This window comes from Mesorhizobium sp. KR9-304, from assembly GCF_040049215.1.
Taxonomy (GTDB): Bacteria; Pseudomonadota; Alphaproteobacteria; order Rhizobiales; family Rhizobiaceae; genus Mesorhizobium_K.
In genome coordinates, this window is sequence record NZ_JBDZDN010000009.1 from 1 (window position 1) to 19,011 (window position 19,011).

Annotated in this window: 14 protein-coding genes; 9 read left to right on the plus strand and 5 right to left on the minus strand. The window is 59.3% G+C overall.

The window, feature by feature from the left end; translation table 11 throughout:
- Positions 1-89: 89 nt before the first annotated feature.
- The 3 genes from ABLE71_RS25395 to ABLE71_RS25405 form a co-directional block, all read right to left on the minus strand.
- The gene (locus ABLE71_RS25395; protein WP_348786274.1) at positions 90-617 is read right to left on the minus strand and encodes a hypothetical protein; all 528 of its coding nucleotides are present in this window, start codon (positions 615-617) and stop codon (positions 90-92) included.
- The gene (locus tag ABLE71_RS25400; RefSeq protein WP_348786275.1) at positions 610-1,260 is read right to left on the minus strand and encodes a hypothetical protein; all 651 of its coding nucleotides are present in this window, start codon (positions 1,258-1,260) and stop codon (positions 610-612) included. Before ABLE71_RS25400 ends, ABLE71_RS25395 begins: the two co-directional genes overlap by 8 nt.
- A gap of 594 nt (positions 1,261-1,854) precedes the next feature.
- Positions 1,855-2,403 (minus strand): DUF6512 family protein, encoded by a 549-nt coding sequence (locus tag ABLE71_RS25405; RefSeq protein WP_348786276.1) that lies wholly within the window; start codon positions 2,401-2,403, stop codon positions 1,855-1,857.
- Between the two features lie 149 nt (positions 2,404-2,552).
- On the opposite strand from ABLE71_RS25405, the gene ABLE71_RS25410 reads away from it, so the two are divergent.
- From ABLE71_RS25410 to ABLE71_RS25420, 3 genes are read left to right on the plus strand one after another with little or no spacing between them, the layout of a single operon-like run.
- The gene (locus ABLE71_RS25410) at positions 2,553-3,005 is read left to right on the plus strand and encodes a DUF2924 domain-containing protein (RefSeq protein WP_348786277.1); all 453 of its coding nucleotides are present in this window, start codon (positions 2,553-2,555) and stop codon (positions 3,003-3,005) included.
- Positions 3,002-4,327 (plus strand): recombinase family protein, encoded by a 1,326-nt coding sequence (locus ABLE71_RS25415; RefSeq protein WP_348786278.1) that lies wholly within the window; start codon positions 3,002-3,004, stop codon positions 4,325-4,327. Before ABLE71_RS25410 ends, ABLE71_RS25415 begins: the two co-directional genes overlap by 4 nt.
- Positions 4,324-4,713, plus strand: a complete 390-nt coding sequence (locus tag ABLE71_RS25420) for a hypothetical protein (protein WP_348786279.1) — start codon at positions 4,324-4,326, stop codon at positions 4,711-4,713. The genes ABLE71_RS25415 and ABLE71_RS25420 overlap by 4 nt, the downstream gene beginning before the upstream one ends.
- A 234-nt stretch (positions 4,714-4,947) precedes the next feature.
- Here ABLE71_RS25420 and ABLE71_RS25425 read toward each other — a convergent pair whose 3' ends face one another.
- Positions 4,948-9,555, minus strand: coding sequence for an adenylate/guanylate cyclase domain-containing protein (locus ABLE71_RS25425; protein ID WP_348786280.1), 4,608 nt, complete (start codon positions 9,553-9,555; stop codon positions 4,948-4,950).
- 195 nt (positions 9,556-9,750) lie between these two features.
- Positions 9,751-10,311 (minus strand): hypothetical protein, encoded by a 561-nt coding sequence (locus ABLE71_RS25430; protein WP_348786281.1) that lies wholly within the window; start codon positions 10,309-10,311, stop codon positions 9,751-9,753.
- Between the two features lie 808 nt (positions 10,312-11,119).
- On the opposite strand from ABLE71_RS25430, the gene ABLE71_RS25435 reads away from it, so the two are divergent.
- The 6 genes from ABLE71_RS25435 (at position 11,120) to ABLE71_RS25460 (ending at position 18,344) form a co-directional block, all read left to right on the plus strand.
- Positions 11,120-12,529: a hypothetical protein gene (locus tag ABLE71_RS25435; protein ID WP_348786282.1), complete on the plus strand. Its 1,410-nt coding sequence runs from the start codon at positions 11,120-11,122 to the stop codon at positions 12,527-12,529.
- Positions 12,519-13,055: a hypothetical protein gene (locus tag ABLE71_RS25440; RefSeq protein ID WP_348786283.1), complete on the plus strand. Its 537-nt coding sequence runs from the start codon at positions 12,519-12,521 to the stop codon at positions 13,053-13,055. Before ABLE71_RS25435 ends, ABLE71_RS25440 begins: the two co-directional genes overlap by 11 nt.
- Positions 13,056-13,065: 10 nt before the next feature.
- Entirely contained in the window at positions 13,066-14,352 is a 1,287-nt protein-coding gene (locus tag ABLE71_RS25445) for a hypothetical protein (RefSeq protein ID WP_348786284.1), read from the plus strand.
- Positions 14,353-15,051: 699 nt separating this feature from the next.
- The gene (locus ABLE71_RS25450; protein ID WP_348786285.1) at positions 15,052-15,657 is read left to right on the plus strand and encodes an OmpA family protein; all 606 of its coding nucleotides are present in this window, start codon (positions 15,052-15,054) and stop codon (positions 15,655-15,657) included.
- A 123-nt stretch (positions 15,658-15,780) separates the two neighbouring features.
- Entirely contained in the window at positions 15,781-16,743 is a 963-nt protein-coding gene (locus ABLE71_RS25455) for a hypothetical protein (RefSeq protein ID WP_348786286.1), read from the plus strand.
- 101 nt (positions 16,744-16,844) lie between these two features.
- The gene (locus ABLE71_RS25460; protein WP_348786287.1) at positions 16,845-18,344 is read left to right on the plus strand and encodes a DUF4384 domain-containing protein; all 1,500 of its coding nucleotides are present in this window, start codon (positions 16,845-16,847) and stop codon (positions 18,342-18,344) included.
- The last annotated feature ends 667 nt before the right edge of the window (positions 18,345-19,011 follow it).

Consider the following 19,011-nt stretch of genomic DNA (forward strand, 5'->3'; position numbering starts at 1 on the left):
GTTCGGCGGAGCGTTTGCCGCCAGTCGACTTCGAATTCATGTTCGTTCCTTCGTCTCCGACGAGAACGAACACTCCTTAAATCACACCCTCATTTCTGTGCCATAGGCGCTGATCCCGGACAGACGCCGGCAAGTGAATCTAACCCGCCTGAAAACAACAACACTTTGTCGGGTCTGATCGTCTGAGCGTTTTGATCGCCAAAGCCGAGAAAAGGCTCGACGGACATCGGCGCCACTGCCTTGGAGAACTCGAAGATGAACGTGTCTCCGGACAGAATCGACAGCGCATCGCGCAGAGCCAACTGCACGTCGGGCCGTTGCCATGAGTCGATGCGACGAACCGGGATCTGGAACCTGAAATTGCGGTGCCATTCGGAACCGATCCCACGTCCAGTCCCGCCGCGCTTGACCAGCCGATCGGCGCAATAGAGATACGCTGCAAGCTCCACTGCATCGGCCAGTACATCCGGCAGGTCGTCGACCAGGGGAGCACAAAGCCTCGTCGTATCGAAATCGATGCGACGATGGGTTGGCGCGTTGGGAGACAGGTCGAGTTCGATGACGTCCCTTTGTTTCGAAGTAGCGATGCCGCCACAGATGATCCGGGTCTCATGCATGAGCCGTGTCCCGACGGACCAATTCGTCGCGTATCTTGCCGGCCGCCACATGCACGAAGCGCCCGGCAAGCTCCCGGTCGATACCGTCTTCTACAGTGTGCTTGTAGAACCAGTCGGCCGAGAACTCCTTGATGATACGGGTGGCTTCACGGCAATGCAGATCGAGTGCGGTCTCGAAGTCTTCATGTTCCGCCAAGCTCGGAAAGTACTGGTCCGTCCCGACATGCGACGCGAGTTCGCGACTGAGATAGAAATCGAGGTGGCGGCGGGTCAGCCGCGCGAAGAATTCCCTGGCAAGCACTGCGAAATGTCGCGGCTCCGCAAACGAGGATAGTGTCATCTTGAGCCGTCGATCGGTGTCGAAAAGATCGCTCAGCTCCCGGCCGATCAACCGGTACACGCTCTCGACCACCGCGAGCTGTGCGATCTCACCGTAGTCGGTGCGGACGCCTTTGGAAGAAATGAAGCGATCCACGGCACTCATCATGGCGCTGCAGAGCTCGACCAGTCCCGGGTCATCGCCGACCGCGATCCCAACTCGCCTCAGAGCTTTGGGAAAATCGTCCGCTCGAGCCGCGATCGGTATCTGGGTGAGCAGGAAGAAGCTTTGACGAACTACCTCGTCGTCCGAAGCGTCGATCATGCTGAGCTGAGCCGCGCGAGATGTTGCCGCTGCGATCGACGCGAGGTCATTGCCGTTTCTCAGCAGCGCCACAACGGCCTGCCACTCGCGGCTCCGGGGCAGGTTCAGCAGATGCTGGTGACCCATGGCTCCCCCCTGATGTCACCTCGGTGCGCCGGCGTGTCCCGGAGAAGAGATTACGTCACCGTGAACAAACCCGGCGTATTTGAAGACATTTTTGTGGAGTTGCTCTCGTTTGCGAACATGCGCGTTCGCCTACTTGACCAGGTAGGCATCGTTTGGAACCGGGTCTACGCCGGTTCCCATGAGGCTCGAATCTCGAACTTTATCCACGACCGGACCCAATGCCATGCCGCCCGTCCTGATGTCGCCGGCCGAGCGCCGCGGCGAGTTGTGCGGCTTGCTTGCGCTCGGCCTGGTTCGGCTTCGCGCGCGTCAGTCAAGCGAACAATCTGCCCGTCCGGAGAATGGTTTGCTGGACTGTGCGGCTGACCTGAGCGGTCATGCAACCGCAACCGAGCCGAGAAACGCATGAGCAATCTCGATCCCATACCCGCGCGCCCAGGTCGCCAAAGTCGAGAAGCGACACCGGCCTCAGGGTGGCGGAATGCCCCGCAATCCGCTGCTTGCCTCGACAAAGAGCCAGTGGTCAGGCGGGAGGAAAGTGAAGAGACTGTAGGCCAGTATCTGCAGGCCCAGAAGCCACACACCTGCACGACTGACAGCCCTGCGGCGAAACGTGCCGCCGGCCCGCAGCGCGACAGACAGAGCCTGTCCGATCAGGATGGCGAGCACGAATGTGCCAATGTCCAGCGCCAGGAGGTTGCGGCCGAGGATCGCCGTATAGGTGGTAAAGACTGCGACGATCAGGACCGCCGTGACGAGCAGGCTAGACCCCTTCACCGCCAGCAGCTCGCGCCGACGCAGACTGGCTGGCAATGGCGCGAAGCCGGCCCAAAACAGCCCCGGCCAGAAGGCGAGCTTCAGATGTTCCCAGATGGACTCGTTGACCGCGGCGATCAGTGCAAGCGGAGGCCATCCGCCCGCCAGGTCGAACAGGAAATGCAAGGCCGAGCCCACCACGACCATGAAGACCGCGCCGGCAAGTTCGAAGGCGAGAATGCTCCGTTTCCTGCCGCTCATATCCTGACTTCCAGCGCAACTGTCCACACTGGTGGAACGCGCAGATCGTATCAACCCGAGCGATACGGACAAGCCTCTGCCAATACGGAGAAATGCGCCTACACGACCGATACCGCCATGCAACTCCAACTCAGCGGAACCGCATGACCATGTCCGATCCCATCCCCGCGCGCCTGGCGGCGTTGAAGACGAGCCCGACGACAGATCTGAAGCGGCAGTGGCGCGACCTCTTCGACAGCGAGCCGCCGCCCTTCAACCGCCGCTATCTCGAAAGCCGACTGGCATACCGTATTCAGGAACTCGCCTATGGGGGACTGAAGCCGGAAACCATCCGGCGGCTCGAACGACTGGGTGAGGAACTGGACGGCGGCAACGTCGCGGTCCGTCGCATCCGCGCCGACCGCGACAGGCCCATCACCGGCACGCGCCTCCTGCGCGAATGGCAGGGCATCGAACATGTCGTCACCGTGACGGCCGCCGGCTTCGAATGGCAGGGGCGGCCCTACAAGTCGCTGTCGGCCATCGCCCGTGCCATCACCGGCACGCGCTGGAACGGCTGGCTCTTCTTCGGCCTCAGGAACCATCGCAGGGGAGGGGCATGACGATGAACGTGGAGAAGCCGAAGGTCTTGCGCAAGCTGCGCTGCGGCGTCTACACCCGGAAATCCTCCGAGGAGGGGCTGGAGCAGGAGTTCAATTCTCTCCACGCCCAGCGCGAGGCCTGCGAGGCCTATATCGCCAGCCAGCGCTCGGAAGGCTGGGTGCTGGTACGCGACCGGTATGACGACGGCGGCATCTCGGGCGGCACCCTGGAGCGGCCAGCCCTCAAACGGTTGCTTGCCGACATCGATGACGGGCTCGTCGATGTGGTGGTGGTCTACAAGATTGACCGGCTCAGTCGCTCGCTGATGGATTTTGCCAGGCTGGTCGAGGTGTTCGACCGCAACGGCGTGACCTTCGTCTCGGTCACCCAATCCTTCAACACGACCACGTCGATGGGGCGGCTGACGCTGAACATCCTGCTTTCCTTCGCACAGTTCGAGCGGGAGGTGACGGCCGAGCGCATCAGAGACAAGTTCCGCGCCTCCAGGATGAAGGGCATGTGGATGGGCGGGGTACCGCCTCTGGGCTACCGGGTCGACAACCGCAAGCTGGTGGTCGACGAGGAGCAGGCGGCACACGTCCGGTGGATCTTCGATCGCTTCCTCGAAATCGGTTCCGGAACGATGCTGGCTCGCGCGGCAGCGGACAGGGGCATGCGAACGCTGCATGGAAACCGGATCGACAAGAAGTACGTCTACCGGATGCTGAACAACCGCGCCTATATCGGCGAGGCAGTCCACAAAGGAACCAGCTATCCGGGCGAGCACGACGCCATCATCGAGCGGGAGGTTTGGGACAAGGTTCACGCCATCCTACGGGAGAGCCCGCGCAAGCGCGCAGCCCGCACCCGCGCAGACACGCCGGCGCTGCTGAAGGGGCTGCTCTTCGGTCCCGACGGCGCGGCGTTCTCGCCGACGCATACCAGGAAGGGTGGGCGGCTCTACCGCTATTATGTCAGCCAGACAGTGCTGAAGCATGGCGCGGGGTCCTGTCCGATCGGCCGCGTAGCGGCGGGAGACATGGAGGCGGCTGTCGTCCACCAACTGCGCGCTGTCTTCCGGCAGCCGGAGGTCGTCGCCGGAACATGGAAGTCGGCTCGGAGACAAGACAGCGACATCACCGAGGCCGACGTTCGTGAAGCGCTTCTGCAGCTCGATCCGCTTTGGGACGAACTTTTTCCCGCCGAACAGGCAAGGATCGTGGCGCTGCTGGTGGAACGCGTCGACATCGGCGCCGCCGGCCTGATCCTCCGACTTCGCATCGACGGTCTCGGTGGTCTTGCGAGTGAGATGCGGCCCAAGGACCTGGAGCTGGCCGCATGAGCCGCGCCACGCCGATCGCGGAGACCGTGACGCTGCACGTCCCGTTCCGCCTGATGAAGCGCGGCGGCCGGAAAGAGATGCACGTGCCCGATGGCGCCGCGCGGTCGCAGCGCACCGACAGCACGCTCATCAAGGCGCTGGCGCGCGCGTACCGCTGGAAACAAATGCTGGAGTCAGGCGACTTCGCCACCATCGCCGATCTAGCCAGGCACGAAGGCATCGCGCCGTCCTACCTGACCCGCATTCTGCGGCTGACGTTCCTAGCCCCGGATATTATCGAGGCCGTCCTCGAGGCGCATACCATGTCTATCACGGCGGAGGAATTGCGCACCGGCATCGACGATGACTGGGACGTCCAGCGGCGCACGATGGGGCGCAGTCAATGACGGTTCCGCTATATTCTGCTTGATCGCGTACCGGCAGGTTTGCGCCGCATGGCGGTCATTCCTACGGCCCCGTCCATTCACCAAATGCGGACCTCGCTATTCTAGAGGCTGCAGGCAGCTTTGCGCCAAATACAGTCACTGGCAAACGGCTGGGCAATGACCAAAAAGGGCCCAACGCGCGTCTTCGAAATGGCGGCGCCATGAGGTCAAGTCACCAGCAGGTAATATTCTGTATCAGCTTGGACAAGCGCCAACATCGCCTTCAATTGGCAGGAAATAGCGTTGCCGCTCGCAAGGTGTGAGCTGGCGAGGAACAACGCTCCGCGCATAATCAATCAGGTTCTGCGGTGTCGGGAAGACACGAACGACTCGCACATTTCCTCCGCCGGGTACGATGACGATACTCGTTCCTTCCGAGTTGAAAGCAGCACGTGTCAGAGCCGGTCGAACAACCTCTTCACTGGGCTTGGCAAGCACTGCTATCTCGCGCCCGGACTGCGCCGCCCAGAGCCGAACCGAGCGATCCTTTGAAGACGCCGTCACGACATACGAACCATTGGGACTGAATTGAGCGCTACTCAATTCGCCGCTGTGCGCCCTCAAGACGGTCTTTTGTTTCTCGTCGGACACGCCCCAGACCCTCACGGTTCCGTCACGCGAGGCGGTGAGCAGGAACTGACTGTCACGACTGAACGAGACAATCGTAGCTTCGTCGCCCTGACCTCGCAGAGTGGCAACGTTCGTTCCATCCATCACCGACCAGATCCGGACAGTCTGGTCGAGCGAAGCGGTGGCAACCAATTGGCTGTCAGGGCTGAAATCCGCTGCCGAGATCCGGCTTTCATGACCGAGCAGAGTTTTCAGTTCGGTCCCATCCGGTTTCAGCAAGTGTGCGGCGTTGTCGCTCGTGGCGGTAAGGAGGAGTTGCCCGTCCGGGCTGAAGACGGCCTGCGGCAGCGTGGAACTCGTCTTGAGGACGGCCAGCTTGGCGCCGCTCGCTGCGTCCCACAATTCAGCGGAACCATCGATCTTTCCCAAAGCCAGCAGGTCGCCCTTGGAGTTGAACTGGATTTGACGCAGCCCGACGCCTGACGTGAAGTGCGCGATTTCGCGTCCGCTGGCGACGTCCCAAATGACAACGTTGCCAAACTTCGACGCAGTCGCAACGCGACGTCCCTCTGGACTGAACGCGGCGCGCTGGACGGTCTCTTGCGTATCTAGCCGGGCTACTTCTTGACCTGTTGCGATATCCCACAGGTGCGCTGCCGCGTCCCCACCTCCCGTCAGGAGATGCACATTGTCCGGACTGAAGATGCCGAAGCTCGGTAGATTGTCGTGGAGCAATTCGGTCGCCAGCGGCCCGTCGACGTCCCAGAGCCTAGCGGTGCGGTCGTGCGACGCAGTGAGAATGATCTTGTTGTCGACCGGGCTGTACTCAACGTGCTCGATCAGGCCTGTATGGCCCCGGATGAGCATCAGAAGTGATCCGGGATCGATGTTCCAGATACGGATTATGCCGTCCAAGGCAGTGGTCGCCAGGTAGCGATCGTCGTGACTGAACACGCTATTGATTTCCCGATCCCGCTCATCGGCGGCAATGTCTATCAGTTTGCGCCCTGCGGACTCCTGGCCGAGGACATCGAGCAATCTTCCCGAGATACCGTCCCAGAGCCTTGCGCTGCCGTCGATCGAAACCGTCGCAATTCGGCTGCCGTCGTGACTGAACATGACGCCCTGCAATTGCGTGTCGCTCTTATGGCCCGCAAAAGTGGCAATTTCCGTCCCCTTCGCGATGTCAAAGAGGCGCGACAGATGCCCCATTGTGATCGACCCATACGCGCCTACGAGCATGCGCGTGCCCTCCGGGCTGAACTCAAGGCGGGATGGCCAAGTGCGAACCGGCAGAATCTGCTTCACCCTCCGATCCTCTGCATTCCAAATCGAAACGACAAAATCACTGGCTCCGCCCGCAAAACCTTGGAAAGTTGCGAAGTGGGCGTCATCCGGACTGAATGTCGCTGTCGCGGCGGCTCCGCGCTCGTCGTCGGTGAGCACTTTCGCTCCGGTGCGAGCGTCCCAGAGCGAGAAGGCGCTGTTGTCGCCGGTCGTCAGCACCTGGTTACCGCTGGGGCTGAAAGTCGCCGTTGGAAAATCCCCGACCGGCTGAAGAACAAAGAGCTGCTTTCCCGACATCGCGTCCCAGATGCGTGCTGTTCCGTCCCTCGCGGCCGTAAGAACGCGGCTTCCGTCAGGGCTGAATTCGGCCCTCTCAACGACACCCTCGTGACCTCTCAAGACCACTGTCTGGCTACCGCTGGTGGCATCCCAAATGCGTGCGGTCTTATCGTAGGAAGAGGTGACGATCCGGTCGCCGGTTCGGCTGAAGGCTGCATCTGTAACTGCCGCCTCATGTTTGAAGACTTTCACCTGATGATGTCCCAGCAAGGCCTGATAGAGGGCAGCCTCCGCTTCAGGGACATATGGTCGCGCGCCGGAGCGTGTACCCGCTGGCAGTGCCTCGAGCGCCAGCAAGATTGCGGCCTCGGTATCGCCTCTCGCCGCGGCATCCTGCGAAAGGAACGAGAGCGATAGTGACTGGGTCCTCAGCGCTTGATCGCGTGCTTCCAGGGCTTCCGACTCCGCCGCCTGCGCCAATGCCGCGTGCTGCGTCGCTTTCTGCTGTCCTTCGAAGCCGACGAATGCACCGAGGCCAGCTACCAACGCCAGGGCTGCTGCAACGACGGCCGCGTAGCGCGTGCGTCGTGCCAGCTTTATCGCGGCCGCCGCCGCAAGGTTCCGACGCTCAGCTTCGCCCGCCAGCCGATCCGCCTCCCGCTCCAGGCGTTCGCGTTTTGCAGCTTCAGCCGCCTCGATCAACGTCCGCTCGGCCTGACGCTCGAGCTCCGCCCTCTCGTTCTCGGCACGCGAAGACGCCTCGATGTAGTCGACAACCTGACTGTCTACTTCCGCCCGTCTCGAAAGCAGTAACTCCTGGCCTTCAGCCAAACGCTTGCCCGAAGGCAATAGTAGCTCGTGATTCTTGTTGTCTGAGTGCCATCGTTCAGCGTCCGCCCGCAGCCGCGCACGCGTCTCTAGGAAGTTTCTGTTTGCGTTCACGATCTCGCGGGCGCGAGGCCAGCGCGATAAAAGCGCTTCATGCGCCAAGCGCACGAAGGCGTTGCCGGCGACATCTTCATCGCTGATGAGCAGCCGCGCCGCGATCATCGCGTCGACGAGCGCCCGTCGGGCTGGCGTTGCTGCGATCTCGCTGAGCGCGGCCGGGCGTGCGGTGACCTTCTCGTCGCCTTGGCGCACCGTGGTAAGGGCGCGCAGCAGCGCCGGCAGCGCCTCCTGAATGTCCGGCGGAAGCGCCTCGATGACTTCATCGGCGCGACGCGCGATCGCGCCTTCGAGGCCTCCAAGCGCACGATATTGGGCGAAGGTGAGAATCCGGCGCTCGCGGCCCGCCTCGTACAATGCATCGAGCACGAACTCGAGAAGCGGCAGAGAACCGGGATCGGCGGCTGCAGCCTCCTGCAGAACATCATCGAGTCTGCCCTGATCGGCGCTCTCCTCGAAACGGAGGCCGACTGCATTCGCCGGTTCACGGATGATCTGTGCGATCTCGGGGCCTGTCGGCGGCAGCAGCTCATAGCTGGCCAGACCGTCTTTGAGCGCCGAAAACCCTGGGACCTCACCGCAACGGTGAAAGAAATCCGAGCGGATAGTCGCAATCAGCCAGACCAGTCCGCTGGCGGTCAATGTCGCCATGAGCCGCACAAGCGCTTCTCGTGCCGATGCTTGCGTCTCCGTGGTAAACAGCTCCTCCAACTGATCGACCGCGACCAGCAGCCTGATTTGCGAGCGAGCCGTCCCGGCAGCATCGGCAGCTTTCCCAAGGGCCTGCCGCACCAGAGCCAGCGCGCGATCAGGGGCCCTCCGACAGAGCTGAGTGAACTCCACTACGGTCGCTTCGAGAGCAAGCTCGGGCAAAGCACCGTCGCGAAACAGCCCAATCGTCAAGGCAGCCAAGGCATCAAGTCCCTCGGACGGACGGATTAGGCAGCGGCGCCAAACATCAATACCCGCCACAGCACCTGGTCGAGTGATCGATGGCAGCAGGCCAGCCCTGAGAAGAGAGGATTTGCCAGATCCACTCATCCCGTAGATGAGCAGGAAGGCCTTGCCGGCGCTCGCGAGCTGCTGCAGCCTTTCGGTGCAAGCGGCAATTGCCCACGCCCTTCCGAAGAAGAGGTCAGCGTTCTCAAACTCGAAGACATCGAGACCGCGGAAGGGCGAGCTATCCTGTTCCTCGGAGGGGAGCGGCACACGATAGGCGCGGATGGGCCTGGCGATGTTCTTCAATTTGTGTTCGCCAAGGTCGACGAATTCGAGCGAGAGCCGGTCCCGAGCCTGCGCGTAGACCGCTTCCGACACACATATTCCCCCAGGCCGTGACAGTGCTTCCAAGCGGGCGGCGACATTCACGCCGTCTCCCATCAGATTGTCGCCTTCTACGACGACATCACCGAAATTGATTCCGATGCGATAGCGTAAGCGGCTTGGCTCGGGGAGTTCGGCGTTCTGTCTGCCGAGCTCGAACTGAATTCTGGTTGCGCAACGCAACGCCTCGACAGGACTAGTGAACTCGGCGACGACGCTGTCCCCGGCGCTGCCGAATACCCGGCCGTCGTGTTTCGCAATCAGCCGGTCAATGATCTCTCGATACGTCCGGAGGATCGCAAGCGTGCCTTCCTCATCCTCACCAATCAGCCGGCTGTAGCCCGCCACATCTGCAGCAAGGATGACGGCCAACTTGCGCTGAACACGGTCCACGGCCATAGCCTGCTCCGGTGTCTAAGAACATCCTATAGGAAACAGCGCCCGATGGGGAGCAGCCACTGGGTCTGTTGGAAAGCACGCCCATGGCATATCGAACTCCCCCGCATTTGGGCACGTAGCGCCCACAGGCTTGATGTGACTGTTATGGGCGAGGAAAGCCGCCGCGACCGGCCAAGAACGCGGCGGTAGAGGCCGCTACTGGCTGTGGCCCGTTCCCATGTCGGCAGGGAGCATCAGGTGCTGATACTTGTTCCCCGGAAACATCACGTAGGGGTGCGTTGGATCGGGGTCCAACTTATTCGGGTACCTGGCCGCCATCTCGTGCGCCGCCTTCCCGACTATCATGACGTGCGGACCCGTGAGAACCCAATGCGACTTATCAGTCGCATAAGGATCATGGTTGCTGGTGCCCAGGTCTCCGGCCATCATGTAGATGAAGCCGGTCTTGTCCGGCGGCTCGGCCTGGGTCCAAACTGCCCTGAACCATTCAAGACCGACGGCGTCGGCACACCACGGCTCGCCGGCGGGATCGACGGCGCAGGTCCATCCGTTCGTTCCGGGCTTGATGGTGGTCGTCTTGAAGCCGTCAGCTATGCGAATGAATGTGGCATTCTTCCCGATGTCCGCTGGTGCAGCGGACATCGCCTTTGCAATGAACTCAGGGTCTCCCTTCGGAACCTCTGCCGTGAGTTCAGCGGCGACGCTGGAGGCAGATAACACCAAAGTAACCGATGCGAGGATATAGAGCCGTTTCATGGCTACCCTCCGTTGTGTGCGACCGGCCGCTCAGTTTAGCGCGGAATTTCAGCCATGTCGCGTCATCGATTCCCGCAACACAAAGATTCGTCTGTCCTGAATTCGGTGCCCGGATTTGATCGGTAGCGGCGGGATGTTTGCGCGCCGACGCTATTCGAACAGCGTGGGTCTGAATGTCCGTTGCCGCGATCCGAACCCTTGAACTACGAATCGTGCGACGTTAGCCTTTGGTTGGCTCACGACATCAAACCTTGGAGGTTGAACGTCCGCTATCGTTCTTCCCTGCACAAAAGCGGACCTACTGCTTCCAGCCCCCATTTCGGTCATCGAAACAGTTCGCTACCGGTTCCCAACGCCAACCGCGTGATATCGGTAAAAAAGTCTTGCTAGCACCTATGGTTTGCTAAGCAAAATCATACACTTGCAGGCTATCTACCGGAAGCAGCCGGTTAATAGGTTTGGAGAGTATCTGCGCAAAAAAGCACTTTTGGGTGACCTGGCGCCCGAGCCGGTTAACAGCCAATCCCGCATAACCCTCGAAAATAACGACAAAATCCAGCCTAAGACCGAGCGGGAGAACGATTTCGCGAGGGCAGGTGGCGGAGGGAGTGGGCCTGACATCCAACCTTCTCTAACCACGATCGTAAAGACACGTATCGTCAACCGAACCTATTCAACTGCACATGCGATCATAAACCCTGCCGATTGCGCGCAATGGCGAGCCCATCCAGCCCGTAACGTGTGCGGAGGGAAAGGGGGGGCGAACTAACTCCAAAGGGCAGTCAGCACAAACAACCTCGGCGCAAGTATGCCTAAGCATGCTAAGGGTGTGCGCGATCGTTTCAGACCAGCTTTGGGAAACAGCGTTGAGCAGCAGATGGTAGACGGATACGAAGCCGCAGCGAGTGCAAGCCAGCAAGTCGTGAACGACTTGGAAGGTGTTGTTGACGCGGCTTCGCTCGGCGCCATCGAAGGCGGACGCTTGCGTGCGATCGTCATCGGTGCAACCGGCGGCAATCGGGACCTGCCTCTTTTCCTTCTGGCCAAGGCCCTTGCCCATTATTTGAGCGTTACATCAAGCATGCGCGTCTCAAACTCGCTGTTCGACCTACTCGCGCTGGCTAATAGGTTACCTCGAACCAAAATCGGAAAGTTAAATCTGGCACTGCTGGACTTTCTGGCGTCGATGGACGGCTACCGACACTTTGAGGCAATTTCTGAAGCCTATCAGAGCCTGTCGGCGTCGCCGCACGAAGCCTCTGCAATAAAGGCTTGTACGTCCAAATTTGCCGCATGCCTGTACCGGTACAGGGCCCAGTATCTTCCTGCTGAGCGGCACCGGAGTCAGTTCAACGATATTCGGCAGTACTTAAGGCTGCACTACCCGAACGAACCTCTGCCGCGAGACGGCAGTGCGCTCGAGTTTTGGTGTCGAGAAGCGAGTCGCTCCCGCTGGACCCTCTACGAAACAGTACTGTACGCAATGATCTCGTATCTTGATTCCGTGGAACTGGTTCGCGCTACCGGCTCGGTGGTAAATCTAGACGACCCGAAGGGATTGCATCTAGCTGATGATCAGGCCCAATACCACTACGGCTCGCTTGATGATGTTCTTGATGAGGCCATCGATGTAATCGCTACAGCCAAGCTGAAGATATTCAAGCGGACAGAGCTTTCGGACCTACAACGTTTCGCCCATTTGGGGCGTCACGCACTAAGTTGGGCAAGGTCGAGTCTCACATTGTTTGCGTTTGGCCCTTTTCAATCCTCGCTGGTGCAGTTTGAGCGGCAGGGCGACGCCGCCGGGCAAGGTTCGCAACTGATCGCTTGTGAAGGCGGGGCAAGCTATGTTGATATCAAAGATCGAATGGCTTCCTATTTGACGACCGTCAACGATTGCCTTGCTTTGGCTGTCGGGGTCGAACCGGACGCTGGAACCAACGAAAACGCGGCTAACCATTCCACTCTCTCTAACAAGGCGTCGGCTATGATGCGACGCAAGAGTTTCAGTGGCCTTGAACAGGCTGAATTTAGAGCGGAGCTCGAAAGGCTCGAGCCAGCGCTGGGAACGGTAGGGTCGGCGCTGGCTAGATTGGTAAGATCATGGGGTACACGTCTCAAAGCTGGAAGTGACGGTGGGTTCGCAGATGACCGAACGCGGTTTGCCGCCAAACTCGCCGCCCTTTATCTGAGCAACGAGAAGTCTGATGGCCGTTGATAACGAAGAGGACCTCCTGCAGCGTTTCGCAGCGATGCAGGACATGCGCGTCGTTTCGAAGCGTGAATTTGACATTGCTCCTTCTGCGGTTATCCCCGCTTCCCGATTGATCGCATATGCATCGCGCGAGGCCGGGATTGCCGACCTTGATATTGAGCGCCTCATTCGCGAGCAGCCAAGAGCCCGAGCAATCTATTTCGACGCTCTTCGGACTAGCGCGTCGTCATTCTCGTCCATGGCCGTCGCAGCTGGCACCGGGGGCGTTCGCAACAGGCTCGTTGGTCCACATCGAGTGGAACTCGTAGACGAGGCCGATATGACGTACTTGGTCGTTTACCTGGGAGAAAGCACAGACCCGGTGGAATGGATTGAAGTGCGAACAAGGGAAGGAGGCGGTGGTCGAATCCGGCTTGGGAGAGCCATCAGAAACGTCGTGCAGCTACCCCTTGATCACCGCCGAGATGATATGAGGGCGATCGACGAGGGGATACGCCAGCCCGACAGCGAAATCTATCTGTTGCCGTAGAGAACAAGGGATGCGGGTCGCGATCATTGTTCCGACTACAGCGGGCCCGGCTTTGGTGATCCGACTTGATCCACGCCAAAATCTGCCCCTGAGCTTTGTGAATACCGCGGCAGACTACCAACCTCTGACCGATATTAGTGAGAGGTATCATGATTTCGTTGGACCAGCCGGCCCGCTCCGCCAGGTGTTTGATGTAGGGGGCCCACAATTTGCTTTGACGCTGGACCGTGCACTCGAAACCGGGCGGTCCTGGGAACTACCGGTAGCCATCGCACACTGGTTCAGATTTCATGGCCATGAAATCGTCCGGGAGAAACCGGACGTCGCTATTTGGGCCACAGGGGCAATACAATCGGACCTCTCTATCCTACCGGACATCTATCATCTGAAAACCAAGCTGGAATCGTCACGCGGCGCTCTGGCGCTTCACAAGGCGAATGGCATACCACTTCTGGTGATTCTGCCGAATGGTGAAGAATCCCGCATCATTGGCACGCAGATAGCGGACTTAGTAGCTCCAGCGACGGTTTCGACATTACGCGAGGCTTTCGATGCGTTGGCCCTATTTCTCAAACCTGCAATTTCCGGACTAACCATCCGTCCGTCGGCCTTATCGACCAGTAGATTCTCAAAGGCACGAGCGATCAGTAAAATGACCCCTCGGACCGCCGCAGTCCTGGTGCTTGTGTTCCTGGGGATGGCTATAGTCTATTTGGCGGGATCCGAAATTGGGGCTCTGGTTGCGAAGCCACAGATGGCAGCCAATGGATCGGCGCCAGCGGTTTCCCCTGGCGTACCAACCAATTCGCCTGACCAATTTAAACCGGTGGGGACGTCCGAGGGAGCGTTCCTGACTCCGCCCGATGATGGAATCGCAAACACCGAGACGGAGGCCGGGCAAATCACGTTGGCTACTGGAATGTCGCTAGTCGAGTATCGAGCACCGAAGGATTCCAGCTGCATTGAAGTGCTTTTTGAACTCGCGGTTGCGGACAAGACAGTGATCGAGCCTTCTAACCAGCGGTTTCCCGAAAGCGAAAGCAGTGGCCTTTGCGCCCTGGCCTTCAATCATCGGCACGGCGCGCAGGTGGTCGAGGTTGAGATTGAGGATAGCTTTTACGAACTGGTGATGAAGTCCGACCAGGTCAGGACATTCCGCCTTCATTCGGGTCAACCCCGCATGTTTCGGTTAGTGGGGCGTCCGCACAAGGCCATACATTATTCCTTCTCTGTCAAGAGTAAGTCCGAACCCTATGAGACGAAATATGCCCATAGCTTGACCCAGACCGGGGAATGAGCCTTGGGCTTCTGACGACTTGATCAAGACGCTTTTCATCAATCCGTCTTCATCGAGCGCGATTTACGCATTGATCGACGAAAACGGTTCTGGGGTTTCCAAGACAATTCCAGCGATGAAGTCACGTCGCAGCATTGTTGGAGATCGAACCCATGAAGCCGCACGTCAGAACCGTAGTTGCATCTCTCTTAATTGCAGGCGTGCCGTTCCTTTCCACGCCGGCCAAATCTGATCCCCAGCCTCGGAATGCATCGAACGAGGGGCAAATTGCCCCGCGGGAATTCGTAATCGAGCGAGGCGCTGTCACGGTAAAGGTAATTGTAGGCGGCGACGTTTCCGTGGATGTGTTCGAGGGACCTACATCGCCTGTCGCCCTACACTCTTGCCGCGGGCAGTCTTTCCAGCTGTACAAAGAGCACGAGTCTGCGAACTGGCTCCGTTGCGATCCTCAGTGCGATGATGCCGACCTCGACGACTTCCGAGTAAACCGCGCGTCCCCAGCGTGCGCGACTGAAAGCACTGAAAGGTGTGCTGGAAAGATAACCATTCCAGTTTCATCTCAGCAGAATGCACATCAGGGAGCTCTACAGCCGAACGTCTCAAGCGCGTCAAAGACCCTGGGCGGGGACGGTCATCACGCTGCGCCCAAATAGCATTCAAACCCGGACGTCTTCTCGGCACTATTAAGGAGCAACCATTATGAAACGGGCAATGTTAGCAGTACATCTTCTCTGCATGGCCACCCTGCTTCCGCCAAGCGATGCTGCCGCCTTTGATGATCAAGAGATCAACAACATCATCAGGTCGTTGGCGCCGGCGGACTCACACGTGATCGCACGCGAGGCTTGGCGCTCAGAAACCGTCAATGTGCAAATTGACGGTAGGATCATCCGTGTAGACACGAGATATTCTGCGGATTTCGAGGTATATTTTCCCTTTGACAGCGCAGCACTGACGATACGGGCGCAGAACCAGCTTGAGGCGCTTGGCAAAGCACTGGAGTCCCGATCGCTTCGACCGTACACATACCTGATCATCGGTCATACCGATGCCAAAGGGGCAGCGGGCTATAACCGCGAACTCTCGCTAAGACGCGCCCAGGCGGTCAAATCGTATCTCATTCAGCGCTTCTCTATTGCCCCCGCGCGGTTGGAAGTGGTCGGTTTTGGAGAGGATCGCCCTAAGGCGGAAAGCGAGCCTTTCGCGGCGATCAACCGGCGCGTCGAGGTCACGATGATTGTGCCGCCCGAATACGAGAAGAAGCCGGATCTCGACAATCCATCGGTTACGATCACCATCGAGTGATGTCGACGATCATTTCCAATACGCGTGATGCAAGGCCGTTTTCACGAAAACGCGCTTGGCCGTTCCAAAGAGTAAATGTGAGAGTAAAGATCAAGCGGCCAAAGCGGCCGATGGAGGGCAACGATGAATAAGCTTCTTTCTATCCTGGCGGCGACCGCTCTGTCACTCTTGGCGGGTGCGACAGGCTATGCGATTGGCGGAGAACAACCCAACCTGCTGATCGTCGGTGAAGACGCCGACCGCGACACGGTCCCGCGCAATTCGCGTATCTTCAACCGTGTTCTCCAAGCCATATCTGGGGAAATGCAGACAGAGGGCTTCAAGGTCTATGATGAGACTGCAGTCAGTCTGGACGTCACCGATCCCAGTCGAGTCCGTCGCACCGATGCTGAACTTCTCACTGTGGCGCGACGCATCCAGGACGCACCGATCGACGCCATCGCGGTGTTCCAAATCTACGCGTCGGCGGAGAAGAACGCCTTCGCCGACATTACCGATCTACGCATTAGGATTCCGGGACGACTGATCAATGTCACGACTGGTCAGGCACTCGGCAGTTTCGAAGTCTCCTATGATGCGGGTGACCTGCCGCCTCTGCCGCCGCAATGTAATCGCGATTGCATCCTGGAGAATGTCGGTGACGAGGCAAAGCGCATCGCCACCGATGTAGGGGCAGTTCTCGCAAGCAAGTTAGACGTGCTCGCTCCCACAGGAGACAACGATGCTTCGATTGCCGCCGCGGGCGCAGACGGAAGTGTCGATGTGCAGTCATCGGAAGTCGCTATCGGGCCTACGTCGAAATGTACCGGATTGACCACTGGCTACTCGCTTACATTCCGAGGCTTCGACAGCGAGGAGTATTCCAGGATCGAGGAGTATCTGGTTGCCTTCCGGGGCTACGACCATCACCGTCCCGTCAAGGTCGGTCTCACTCAGGCAGAGTACTGGTACGAGAGCTGCTCCGATGTCGCGCGGTTGAATCGCAACCTGCGCATGATGGCAGAGCACATGGGCTTTGAGACCCGAATAGGAATGGTCCGGAACCGTTTCGAGGTCGACAAGATCGAAGTACCCAAGAAGAGGTAGGGGCTATCAGATTTGTGCAGGACGGCTGCAACAAGCGGTCGCCCTGCCGAGCCCTACTAGAACACGGATAGGAAGTTCGGCATATTCAGGCGGGGGACGTTATGCCAGTAGTCAATTTCTTGGCAGTGATGGTTGCTCTGTTCCAGCTCTGCTGGACTGGTCAGGCCGCTGCAGACGATCTTGTCCGCGCAGGGCGTGATCTGGCGCGAGCGCTTTCGGCGGAGGCCCACTGTTCGGGCCACAACTCTGTCAGCGTTGGGATTTGGCCCTTTGACGAAGCGGATCTGCCCGTTGGTACCGCGAGCGCCGGTCGCATCTATACCACGGTCCTGGCAGAGCTTATAGGCGGCAGCCCCGATTGCATCCGTTTTCTGGATGGCGACGGCGTAGCCGCAAATATAGCCTATCTGAACCGCGTCGGCGCGTTCGAGAAGGCGGGCCGCAAGCCGCTGGATATCATCGAAAGCAATCTTCGCGATGTGGATTATACGATCGCCGGGGCATTGGTTGAACAGTCTGGGCGCGTTTTTGTTTCATTTAAGCTGATCGACAGTCGTCAGGGTCAGACCCTAGCCGTCACACCTGTGATCGAGGTTCCCCGCACTTTCGTCGACGCGCAATGCGGGGACGGCGCGCTACCCGTTGATGTCGCCGTCGGCCGGGTTGCAGAGGAGATTGCCGACCGGGCGTCTTCGATGCGCAATCTGGTGGTCGAGGGCGGGTACTTTGGCAACACACATGCCAGAACCGAGTTCGGCCGTTATCTAGAATCACTGTTGGCCAGCCGGATTGCCCAAGGCTTCGAGAACGTTATCACAGGACGGACGCTTTCTGTCCATCTATTGGATGATGGAGCCGGCACAGGCCTTCTGCGGATTCGCGGCCTCGATGTCCTGCCGCGCCAGCTTGATCCGCGTATTCACGAAGTCCAGGCTCCGGATCAAGCCGACAATGATTCATATCTTTTGTCATTTCGATATTGGCTTTGCGGCGAACGCGCGAAACTGCACGTCACAGCCAGGAACCGAACAGGGACTACCGTGGGCTGGATCGGAAACATAAGACTCGATCAGCTCCCCGAAGGGCTGGCGTTGGAGCCGCCCACGCCGGCAGAAGCCAACTATTGGGGGCCGGACGGTGCCTTTACCTTCGACATGACCAGCCAGCGTGGTCTGAATCCTGCCTACAAACCTGGAGAGATCTTTGAGGTTCTTTTCCGGCTGGATCGTGACGCCTGGCTCTTCTGCTTTTACACGGACGCAGCAGGCGATACGATCCAGATTCTGCCCAATCCGCTGTATGGAAACAAGCGCGGCGCCAATTTTTTTGCCGGCGGGAGGCTGCACCTCTTCCCTGATGGCGCTCGTACTCCGGTAGCTGATCCGGTTGTGTTGCGCATCAATGCGAAGACCAGCGGCATCGAGATATTCCAATGTATTGCCACGTCCCGAGACGTAGCGTCCGACCTGCCCGAGTCGCTTCGAGGGACCTCGATGCGGCCACTGCCTTTGACGTTGGCCTCACGGCTGACCGAAATATTTGCGGCAATCGGGAACAAGGCGATGTCGTCGGCCAGAATGACCGTCACGGTCATGGAGTAGAGACGATGAACACCGGGAAGCACTTTCGCTGTTCGAGACTATTGCGCGTGTGTCGGCCGACAAGATTTGTCGTGCTTGCGTCTTGCGTCGTGTTAGTCTCGTTCGGGAGTCCATTTGATGCCGCAGCACAACAGCGGATCAATGGCCCGGAATGCCGCGAACTATATCGAAAGTGGCGTAGTGAGCCCTTGATCAAGGCATTCTCACTGTCGCGCGACGGCAGGTCTTGCGGTTCCTCAACCGGATACGAAACTACTGAAGAGGCCGAACGCACCGCTAACCGGGCATGCGCCAAGAAGGGTCGAGGCTGCCGCATCTACGCATCTTCCGGGCTCGCCACTTTGCCACAAACGAAGGAATGCCGCGACGCGCTGAAGAAGTGGCACGAAGCGGGCGAGACGTTCCGTTCCTTCGCACTCTCCGGCAACGGACTTTCCTGCGCATGGAACTTAATAGATCCGTCCAAAGAATTAGCCGACGAAGGGGCGCTGACGGAGTGTCGTAAGGCCAACAAGGGCTGCCACATCATCGCTTCACACGAGCCGATCGAGATCCTCAAGCAGCGGCAGCGGCGATTGCAACTCCTCGGGTACTATCGGGGCGAAATCGATGGCAAATGGGGTCAAGGGTCGCAGGCTGCGCTTGGGGCATTCAGGGCAGCCGAGAA